Annotated in this window: 4 protein-coding genes; all 4 read left to right on the top strand. The window is 61.3% G+C overall.

Annotated features, from left to right (window positions below):
• Nucleotides 1-126: 126 nt before the first annotated feature.
• The 4 genes from B5F98_RS05370 (at nt 127) to B5F98_RS05355 (ending at nt 10,162) form a co-directional block, all read left to right on the top strand.
• Nucleotides 127-1,284 (top strand): YibE/F family protein, encoded by a 1,158-nt coding sequence (locus B5F98_RS05370; RefSeq protein WP_087370159.1) that lies wholly within the window; start codon nt 127-129, stop codon nt 1,282-1,284.
• Nucleotides 1,285-1,315: 31 nt separating this feature from the next.
• Nucleotides 1,316-3,514, top strand: a complete 2,199-nt coding sequence (locus B5F98_RS05365) for an FN3 domain-containing metallophosphoesterase family protein (RefSeq protein WP_158099790.1) — start codon at nt 1,316-1,318, stop codon at nt 3,512-3,514.
• A gap of 803 nt (nt 3,515-4,317) precedes the next feature.
• A complete protein-coding gene (locus tag B5F98_RS05360; RefSeq protein ID WP_143482740.1) occupies nt 4,318-4,791 on the top strand; it encodes an LPXTG cell wall anchor domain-containing protein in 474 nt (157 codons plus the stop codon).
• Nucleotides 4,792-5,263: 472 nt separating this feature from the next.
• Nucleotides 5,264-10,162 carry a discoidin domain-containing protein gene (locus tag B5F98_RS05355; protein WP_087370153.1) on the top strand — a complete coding sequence of 1,633 codons (4,899 nt, stop codon included), beginning with the start codon at nt 5,264-5,266 and terminating at the stop codon, nt 10,160-10,162.
• The last annotated feature ends 524 nt before the right edge of the window (nt 10,163-10,686 follow it).

Below are 10,686 nucleotides of genomic sequence, written 5' to 3'. Positions count from 1 at the left end.
ATGAATTTAGGAACTATTTTTCTGAATTTGCAAGATCTTTACATTGGTTTTACCGACGCAAGATAGCGTTTGCCGCCTCCAGGCGAGTAGGATGATGTACAGCGAAGACAAGGAAGGAGTTTCTCCATGCAAATCATCCACAACCCCCGGTTTGGGCAGCGTATTCTGGCAATTTTCGTTTGTTTGGTCACCGCCGTGCTGGCGGTTATGCCCTCGGTGTCGGTGTCCTTTCAAAGCTTGGTGTCTGACACCGTCTCCTATATCTCCGGCACCGTGCTGGAGGTGGTGGAGGAGGACCTCACCCCCAGCGATTTGAAGGGCGGCCCCCAGCTGGGGGAGCAGACCCTCACCATTGAGCTCAAGGACGGCTCCCAGATCACCCTCACCAACTACCTCACCAATACCCACAACATCCTGGCCCGTGAGGGGATGCGGGTGGTGGTGTGTGTGGACGCCCCGGAAAACGTGGAGCCTTACTACACCCTCTACCAGTACGACCGCAGCGTGGGCCTGGGGGTGGCGGTGGCCATCTTCCTGCTGTTGATGTTGCTGGTGGGCGGGGAAAAGGGCTTTTACGCCACTCTGGCTCTGGCCTTCTCTCTGGTGTTCCTGCTGAAGATCACCGTGCCGGTCATCTACTCCGGCGGCTCCCCCATTCTGGCGGGGCTGGCCATGGTGCTGGTGTCCACGGCCGTCACCGTCTTTCTCATCTACGGCCTGTCCCCCCGAGGGGTGCTGGGCATCGGGGTGGTGCTGGCAGGCGAGTTTGTGTCCTGCGGGCTGTTTCTCCTCTTTTCCCTGCTGCTCCACCTGTCCGGATTTAAGAGCAGCGATGCAGAAAACCTGTTGGTGGCCGCCCAGAACACGGGCCTGAACATCTCCACGGTGCTCTTTGCCGCCACCATGATCGCCTCCCTGGGCGCTGTGATGGACGTGGCGGTGTCCCTGTTGTCCGCTCTGTGGGAGGTGCGCCTGGCCGACCCGGACATCACCGGGCGTGGACTGTGGCGGGCCGGGCTGCGCATGGGCCGGGACATGATCGGCACCATGAGCAACACCCTGATTTTTGCCTTTGCCGGCGGCTCCCTCACCACCCTGCTGGTGCTGATGACCTACGGCACCGACCCCGTGCAGCTGCTCCACTCCGACTACATCGCCCTGGAGATGGCCCACGGCCTGTGCGGCACCTGTGCCGTCATCCTCACCGTCCCCCTGGCCTCCCTGGTCTCTGCGGCGGTGTATCCCAAGTGGAGAACCCCTGAGTTGTCTCAGGTTTCTCAATAAAGTTGTAAGAATGTCAGTAAGGAGAGAAAGTATGTTACACAAAAACGCAAAGAAAGTGATCTCCGGCGTCCTCGGCACCTGCCTGGTGTTCCAGCTGGCCGCCCTGCCCTCTCTGGCTCAGACCTCCAACGTCCCCGACCAGACCCAGACCGCTGTCACCGCTCAGGAGAACAGCGGGGTCCAGACTCTGGCCAGCACCAGCTTCACCGACGTGCTGCTGAGCGTGGGCGCCAATAACACCCAGATGAATGCCACCTGGTATGCCGCCCAGGAGGGAGCCGGCTACGTGCTGGTGGCCAAGCAGAGCCAGCTGGTGAACGGCGCTATGCCCGAGAATGCCGCCAAGTTTGATGCCACCTCCACCCCCGCCAACGAGAGCGGCAAGTGGTCCAACCAGGCCACCATCACCGGCCTGGAGCCCGGCACCGTCTACGCCTATCAGCTGGTGAATGGGGAGGAGAAGTCCGACGTGGCCACCTTCACCACCGCCACCAACGGCGCGTTCTCCTTTGCCTTGGCCGGTGACCCCCAGATTGGCGCCAGCGGCAACGCCGACAGCGACACCCAGGGCTGGGACAAGACCCTGGGCATCATCGCCGACAGCACCCAGTTTGACGGGGTGGACTTCCTCCTCTCCGCCGGTGACCAGGTGAACACCGCCTCCAACGAGGACCAGTACAACGGCTACCTGGACCACGACGAGCTGCTGAGCCTGCCCGTGGCCACCGTCGTGGGCAACCACGACTCCTCCAGCAACGCCTATGACCAGCACTTCAACGTGCCCAACGAGTCCGAGCTGGGCGTCACCAACGCCGGCGGCGACTACTGGTTTGTGTACAACAATACCCTGTTTTTGGCTCTGAACAGCAACAGCATGTCCACCGCCGAGCACAAGGCCTTCATGGAGCAGGCCATCGCCGAGGCCGGTGACGTGGACTGGAAGGTGGTCACCTTCCACCACTCCGTCTACTCCGTGGCCAGCCACGCCGTGGATGGCGACATCCTCCAGCGCCGTGAGGCTCTGGTGCCCGTGTTCGAGGACCTGGACATCGACGTGGTGCTCATGGGCCACGACCACGTGTATGTGCGTACTTACATGATGGACGGCCTGACCCCCATCACCGAGTCTGACAAGTACACCGACCAGGACGGCGACGGCATCCCTGAGTCCGTCACCAACCCCGACGGCATCCTGTATGTCACCGCCAACTCCGCCTCTGGCTCCAAGTTCTACACCATCCAGAGCACCAAGTATGAGTACTCCGCCGTCCAGAACCAGGAGCGGGTGCCCAACGTGTCCCGTGTGGACGTGTCTGAGGACGCCTTCACCATCACCACCTACCGCACCAGCGACATGAGCGTGGTGGACACCTTCACCATCAACCGTGAGACCGCCAACACCAGCCTGCTGCAAAAGACCTATGACTACGCTGTGACCCTGTCCACCGAGGGCGTCACCGACTCCGCCAAGGCAGCCTTTGAGAAGGCTCTCACCGAGGCCAAGAACGTGCTGGACAACCCCAACGCCACCCAGGCTGAGGTGAACACCGCTTGGGACAACCTGCTGGAAGGCATCTGGGGCCTGGGCCTGACTCAGGGCAACAAGGACGTGCTGAATCTGGTCATCCAGCGTGCCGAGGCCATGATGGATGAGGCCGACAAGTACGTGGAGGCCAACTGGAAGACGCTGGTGGACGCTCTGGATGCCGCCAAGAAGGTGGCTGAGGACGGCGACGCCATGCAGGAGGACGTGGACAAGGCCGCTGGTGACCTGCTCAACGCCATTCTGGCCCAGCGCTACAAGGCCGACAAGTCCATCCTGGAGGACCTCATCGGTGAGGCTAAGGGCATCGACCTCACCGGCTACACCGCTGAGTCCGTGGCCACCTTCCGCACGGCTCTCCAGAACGCTCAGGCTGTCATGGCCGACGAGGCCCTCACCGAGGACGACCAGGCTACCGTGAACGCCGCTGTGGCTGCTTTGAGCGACGCCATGAACGGCCTCACCGCCGGTGGCGCTCCCGAGACCACCGACAAGCCCGAGGCCTCCCAGGCTCCTGAGGCCACCGACAAGCCTCAGAGCACCGACAAGCCCCAGACCACCCAGAAGCCTGAGAGCAACGTGCCTCAGACTGGTGACAACGCCCAGCTGGGCCTGATGTTCAGCATTCTGGTGCTGTCCGCCGCTGGCATGGGTGCTGTGGTGACCCTGCGCCGTCGCCGCGGCTAATTTCAAAACAAGTGAGAAAGTACGGTCAGAGAAATCTGGCCGTACTTTTTTGCATCAAAAGCCTCCCTTGTGTAAAGGGAGGTGGCCCGGCGTAAGCCGGGTCGGAGGGATTGACTTTCTCCGAGGACTCGGGTCTGGCTTGCCAGCCTGGCAGGGACGCTCCGCTGGGGTGACTTTCTGCCGCCAGAAAGTCACCAAAGACCGCCAAAGGCGGGGTCTTCCCCCGCCTTGTGGAATCCACCCCGCGGTACGGGGAGCCCCTGCGTCCTCCTCTTTTCGGCCCTTGGTCCGTCGGGGTCACATAGATAGCATGGCAATTCTTTTGTAAGTGTCAGCTTCTACGGCAAGTAAAACTTCTACCACCAGGGCCTTACCCTGGTGAGCCGCTGTTCCCAGCTATCGGCGGTATGGCTCCCGGCGGCGGAAACGCCGCTTTTCCTTAAGTAGGCCCGGACATGGAAACCGCCCAGCTGTAGGGCCAGTTGCCCAGGGGGCCTGGTGTGGTGGCAGGAACAGGAGCCACAGCAAGGGTGACGGGCCGAATCCAGGCTTGACGCAGTTCCAGCCTCGTACCCCAGGGAGGTCCTTAGGGGGGAACGCCCTAAGTGGCTTTTCGTCCATTTTGGCCAGTCAAAATGGACCCCAGCGGAGCGCGTCTCCCCTCGCCAGGGGAACAAGGCGATGCCTGAGAAATTAGAGAAGAACAGACTATAGATTGGATGAATATAACAGCGCGAGGAATTTGTGACCAAGAAAATATGTGCTCTTTGTACAAAATTGGGTGACTGAAATTTGGTGCGGATGTGGATAGACGTGCCCAGGCCAGCGGCGTGGCCTCCGTGGCCGGGGTGGACGTGCCCGCCGATCAGCTGACCCTGTCCAAGCTCACCGGCATCACCGTCCAGCAGAATGCCCCCTACACCGATGGCGGCAAGCTGGACCTCACCGTCACCGCCACCTATGACTCCGGCTACTCCCGGGATGTCACCACGCTGGCCACCGTCTCCGACTTTGAGGCCGCCGGCGACACCGTCACCGTCACCTACCAGGAGAACGGCGTCACCTGCACCGCCACCCTCACCGTCCAGGGCGAGCAGCCCCAGGTGACTCCCACACCCGCCCCCGAGGTCACCGACAAGCCTCAGGTCACCCAAAAGCCTGAGAACGTGCCTCAGACCGGCGACGACGCCACCGTCACCCTCTACGTGGTGACTCTGGCCGCCTCTCTGGCCCTGTTGGGGGGCGCCGTTGTGGTGCATCGCCGCCGTCAGCGCTAATTGGCCGCAGGTTAGTAATTTGCTCCAAAAACTGCTGAGAAGCGGGCTTTCGCTTCTCAGCAGTTCCTATTTTTAATAAAAATTGCCTATTTTGCCCCTGGGGATTGTGTGAAACACCGCAACGAGGCAGACCGCACAGGTGGAAAACTTGTGAAAAATGCATAGAATTTTCCCGATGGGTTTGGCTGTTCCGTCTGTGGACAGGTGAAAATTGGTCTGTTATCATTACTATAAAGGCAATAGATTCGGCACACAGCCGACGGTTTCCCCACTGGGGGTGGAACTGTCGGCCATTGGGATGTTACTGTTCAATCAGGCATAACCACATGTGTCACTGCTTCGGACGAGAGGAATGGGTGATGGGACCTTCAGATTGAGGCAGTGGGCGTGTGGTTATTCTTTTTTGGGCGGAACACATCCGGCGAAGCTTGCCCTAAGTACAAGAGAAGACAAGAAGGAAGAGGTGTAACGTATGAAGAAGTCCCTGAAGCGCGGACTGGCCGCACTGTTGGCAGCTGTGATGCTCACCAGCGGTCTGGCCGCATCGGCGGCAGCTCAGCCCAAGGCGGACAATGTGAATCTGGCCCGCCTGGACGGCGTGGTAGCCACTGCCTCCGACACCGAGACCGACAAGTTCCCCCCCTCTGCCACCATTGACGGCAACTATGAGGATACCTCCCGCTGGGGAACCAACAACGATGGCAAGGGCACCACCGAGCGCTGGCTCCAGCTGGACCTGGGCGCCCGGTACTCCATCGACAGCTTTAAGGTATTCTGGGAGAAGACCAACATCCAGGACTACACCATTGAGACCTCCACCGATGGCTCTGAGTGGACCCAGCAGGTGGTGGTCACCGGCGCTGCTGCCGCCCGTGAGGTGGAGCACCAGCTGGAGAACGCTGTGGTGGCCCGCTATGTGCGTCTGAGCGTCACCAAGTACGGCCAGTCCGTGTCCAACTGGTGGAACGTGGGCGTGCGTGAGTTCGAGGTGTACGGCAACGATGAGGTGGTCCCCGTCATCGGCAACCTGGCCCGCCTGAGCGGCGTCACCGCCACTGCCTCCGACACCGAGACCGACCAGTTCCCCCCCTCCGCCACCATCGATGGCAACTATGATGAGGCCTCCCGCTGGGGTACCAACAACGATGGAAAGGGTACCACCGAGCGCTGGCTCCAGCTGAACCTGGGCGAGGAGCGCACCATCACCGGCTTCAAGGTGTTCTGGGAAAAGACCAACATCCAGACCTACTACATCGAGACCTCCACCAACGGCACCGACTGGACCCAGCAGGTGTTTGTGGAGTCTGCCGATGGTACTCTGGAGCCCGAGCACCAACTGGCTGAGGCTGTCACCGCTCAGTATGTGCGTCTGCGTGTGACCCAGTACGGCGAGGCTGTGTCCAAATGGTACAACGTGGGTGTGCGGGAGTTTGAGGTGTACGGCCACATGCCCGAGGATGCTGGCAGCGATGTGGTGAAGCTCCCCGAGGGCACCAACATCGCTCGTCAGAACGGCGTGATCGCCTCCGCCACCAACGTGGAGAGCGGCACCTCCTTCACCGCTGACAAGGCTCGTGACGGCGACAAGACCTCCAAGAGCTCCCGTTGGGCCACCGACATCGGCGTGAAGAACCCCACCATCACCTACAACCTGGGCAACACCTACATGGTGGGCAGCGTCATTCTCTACTGGGAGAGCAACAACCCCGACAAGTGGTATGTGCAGACCTCCATGGACGGTGAGCAGTGGACCACCCAGAAGACCTTTGAGGGCAAGCTGACCAGCGGCGCTCCCATCCAGACCGTGAACTTCGATGCCCCCGTAGAGGCCCGCTATGTCCGGGTTTGGGTGGAGAAGTACAGCAGCACCTACTGGAACAACGTGGCTATGTATGAGTTTGAGGTGTACCAGGAGGAGTCTGAGATCGTGGTCACCCCCGCCAACACCGCTGAGACTCTGGCCCAGAGCATCCAGATTCAGGACGGCAAGGTGGTCATGACCGGCGAGGTGCCCGAGAAGTACACCGCCACCTGGGGCTGCAACTATGAGCAGGTGGTGGATGCCTCCGGCGCCATCCACACCCCCCTGGTGGATACCACCGTGGAGATCTCCGTCACTGTGCGTGACAAGAACGACACCACCACCTGTGGCTCTGCCACTGTGGAGCTGGACATCCCCGGCGTCAACTCCGCCAACGAGGGCAACGCCAAGCCCGCCGTGGTGCCTGAGCTGGCCCAGTGGTACTCCGCTGCCGACCAGAAGGGTCTGACCTATGCCATCACCGCCGACAGCCGCATCGTGGCCGACGACACCTTCGCCTCCGTGGCCAAGGAGCTCCAGGCCGACCTGAAGGACCTGTTCGGCCTGACCCTCCCCATCGTCAACGACACCCCCAAGGCCGGCGACATCAGCCTGGTGTACCACGATCAGGCTGGCTTCGACAAGGAGACCTACAACATGGTGGTCACCGACCAGGTGGTCATCCAGGCCAACGACGCCACCGGCGCCTACTGGGGCACCCGCTCTGTGCTCCAGGCCCTGCAGCTGTCCGGTAACCTGACCATCGCCCAGGGTACCGCCTGTGACTACCCCGAGTTTGAGAACCGTGGCTTCATGCTGGACGTGGGCCGTAAGCCCACCTCCATGGAGACTCTGAAGACCATCTCCAAGACCATGGCCTGGTACAAGATGAACAGCTTCCATGTGCACCTGAGCGACAACCTCATCTTCATGGAGGACTACTACAAGGCCGGCGAGGATGAGGATGGCATCCGTCAGGCTTACCAGGGCTACCGCCTGGAGTACTCCGATGATGGCCTGACCTCCAAGGACTACTACTACACCAAGGCCGAGTTCAAGGAGTTCATGAACTACTCCCGTGCCCTGGGCGTGGATATTATCCCCGAGCTGGACGTGCCCGCCCACGCTCTGTCCATCACCAACTACATTATGTACTCCCTGAATCGCCCCGACCTGGTGCTCCACCAGATCGACACTGCCCACCCCTGGGTGGATCATGTGGATATCAAGCAGCAGGAGGGCATTGACATCATCAAGGAGATCTACGACGAGTACATCGACGAGGACCTCTTCGATGAGAACACCATCGTGCACATCGGTGCCGACGAGTTCTATGAGAGCCACCCCGCCTACCGCAACTTCCTCATCCAGATGATCGACTACATCGAGAACGTGAAGCATCGTCAGGTCCGGGTCTGGGGCAGCCTGTCCTCCATGAACGGCGGCGAGGGCTATAAGTTCGGCCCCGAGCACGTCCAGGGCGCTCAGATGAACATCTGGAACACCGGCTGGGCCAAACCCCAGGATATGTTCAACCTGGGCTTCGACCTCATCAACACCATCGACGGCCAGCTGTACATGGTGCCCAGCGGCAACGGCAGCGTGGGCGGCTACGGCGACTGGCTGAATTCCCAGAGCCTGTACAACTCTTGGGAGCCCGAGAACATGGGCGGTACCATGATCCCCACCGGCTCCACCCAGATGCTGGGCGCCTGCTACGCCATCTGGAACGACAACATTGACACCCGTGCCGCCGGCATCAACGAGACCGACCTGTACACCCGCTTTGTGGACGCCCTGCCCTACCTGGGCACCAAGATGTGGGGCACCGGCGGCAACGGCCTGGACCGTGACTACGCCACCCTGAAGGCCGACGTGGCCACCCTGGGCGCTGCCCCCAACACCAACCCCTATCACACCATCGACCTGGCCGAGGGCACTCAGGAGTACGCTCAGTATTCCTTCACCGACACCCAGGACCGCTCCGGCAACGACCGTGACCTGACCCTCAACGGTGCCTCCCTCACCGACGGCACCCTGACCCTCACCGGGGACAGCTCCTACGCCTCCACCGGTCTGGACGTCATGGGCCCCAAGAACACCGTGTCCCTGCGTCTGTTTAAGGCCAGCACCTCCAACTCCGGCGAGCAGATCATTCTGGAAGCCGACGCCGCCTACGGCGAGACCACCGTGAAGGCCATTGCCAACGAGGACGGCACCTGGAAGCTGGGCTTTGCCCGTGAGCTGTACGAGTACGAGTTCGACTACAACCTGCCCTGCGATGAGTGGGTGGAGCTGACCATCACCAACGAGGGCAACAAGACCTACCTGCTGGTGGACGGTGAGAAGATCGCCGCTGTGGGTTACTTCCTCCCCGACGAGAACGCCACCACCCAGTTCATGGGCAAGACCGGCATCACCTACTCCTCCTTCAACATTCCCGTGGCCCGCATCGGCTCTGAGACCAATTCCTTCGTGGGTCAGGTGGACGACGTGATGTTCTACGCCAACGGCGTGACTCCCACCGCCAAGCACCAGGTGACCTTCAACTCCATGGGCGGCTCCGCTGTGGAGGCCGTGGTGGTGGCCGATGGCCAGACCGTGGCTCAGCCCGAGGCTCCCGTGATGGAGGGCTACACCTTCGGCGGCTGGTACACCGACGAGAACTGCACCACCGCCTACGACTTTGACACCGCTGTCACTGCCGACATCACCCTGTACGCCAAGTGGACCGCCAACGAGCCCGCCGACACCACCATGATGAAGGCTGTCTATGACAAGGCCGTCAAGGAGGACTACTCCAACCTCATCGACAGCGCCAAGGCCTACTATGAGCAGGCTCTGGCCGACGCCGAGGCCATTCTGGCTGATCCTGCCGCCTACACCCAGGCTCAGGTGGACGAGGTCACCGACCGTCTGCTCAACGCCGTGTGGATGCTGGACTGGGTCAAGGGCAACCCCGAAGCTCTCCAGCTCCTGGTGGACCGCGCCAACCAGATGATGGACAACGCAGACAAGTATGTCTCCGACAACTGGCAGCTGCTGGTGGACGCTCTGGCCGACGCCGAGAAGATCCTGGCCGAGGCTGGCGACACCATGCAGGGCGAGATGGACGATGCCGCTGACGCTCTGCTGAACGCCATCCTGGCCCAGCGCTATAAGGCGGACAAGTCCATCCTGGAAGACCTGATCGGCAAGGCCGAGGGCATCAACCTGGAGGGCTACACCGCTGAGTCCGTGGCCGCCTTCCGCACCGCTCTCCAGAACGCTCAGGCTGTCATGGCCGACGAGACCCTCACCGAGGACGACCAGGCTACCGTGAACGCTGCTGTGGCTGCCCTCAGCGACGCCATGAACGGCCTCACCGCCGGTGGCGCTCCCGAGACCACCGACAAGCCCGAGGCCTCCCAGAAGCCTGAGACCACCGACAAGCCTCAGGCCACCGAGAAGCCCGAGAAGGTGCCTCAGACTGGCGACCAGTCTATGCTGCTGGTGTATGTGGCCATCCTGGCCTCCACCGTGCTGCTGCTGAGCACTGCCGTGGTGGTGCGCAAGCAGACCCGTCGCTAAGCTCTAGAACTACAAAAAGTACGGTCAGCTTCGGCTGACCGTACTTTTTTACTTCAAAAGCCTCCCTTGTGTAAAGGGAGGTGGCACGGCGCAAGCCGGGTCGGAGGGATTGTCCTGCTCCAATTTCCTGGGTAGAACCCAGCGCCCTTCCGGGGACGCTCCGCTGGGCCCGATTTCTCCTCGATGAGAAATCGGGGAAAGAATCGCCAAAGGCGGGGCCTTCCCCCGCCTTGTGGAATCCACCCCGCGGTACTGGGAGCCCCTGCGTTCTTCTCTTCTCGGCCCTTGGCTTGGTGGGGTCACATAGATAGCACGGCAATGCTACAGAATGTACCTGCTTCTCTGCAAAACTATGCTTCTCTCACCAGGGCCTTACCCTGGTGAGCTGCTGTTTCCAGCGCTCGGCGGCCTGGTTCCCGGCGGCGGGAACGCCGCTTCTCCAGGGTAGGCCCGGATATAGAAACCGCCCAGTTATAGGGCCAGCTGCCATGGTATCCTGGTGTGCTGGCAGGAACAGGAGCCAC

The sequence above is a fragment of the Pseudoflavonifractor sp. An44 genome, assembly GCF_002161675.1.
In the GTDB taxonomy this organism is placed as follows: domain Bacteria; phylum Bacillota; class Clostridia; order Oscillospirales; family Oscillospiraceae; genus Enterenecus; species Enterenecus faecium.
This window is presented reverse-complemented; position numbering and strand designations above follow the sequence as displayed.

Coding starts and splice junctions, on each gene's coding strand:
- B5F98_RS05370 (WP_087370159.1), top strand. CDS start 127: ATGCAAATCATCCACAACCCCCGGTTTGGGCAGCGTATTCTGGCAATT.
- B5F98_RS05355 (WP_087370153.1), top strand. CDS start 5,264: ATGAAGAAGTCCCTGAAGCGCGGACTGGCCGCACTGTTGGCAGCTGTG.
- B5F98_RS05365 (WP_158099790.1), top strand. CDS start 1,316: ATGTTACACAAAAACGCAAAGAAAGTGATCTCCGGCGTCCTCGGCACC.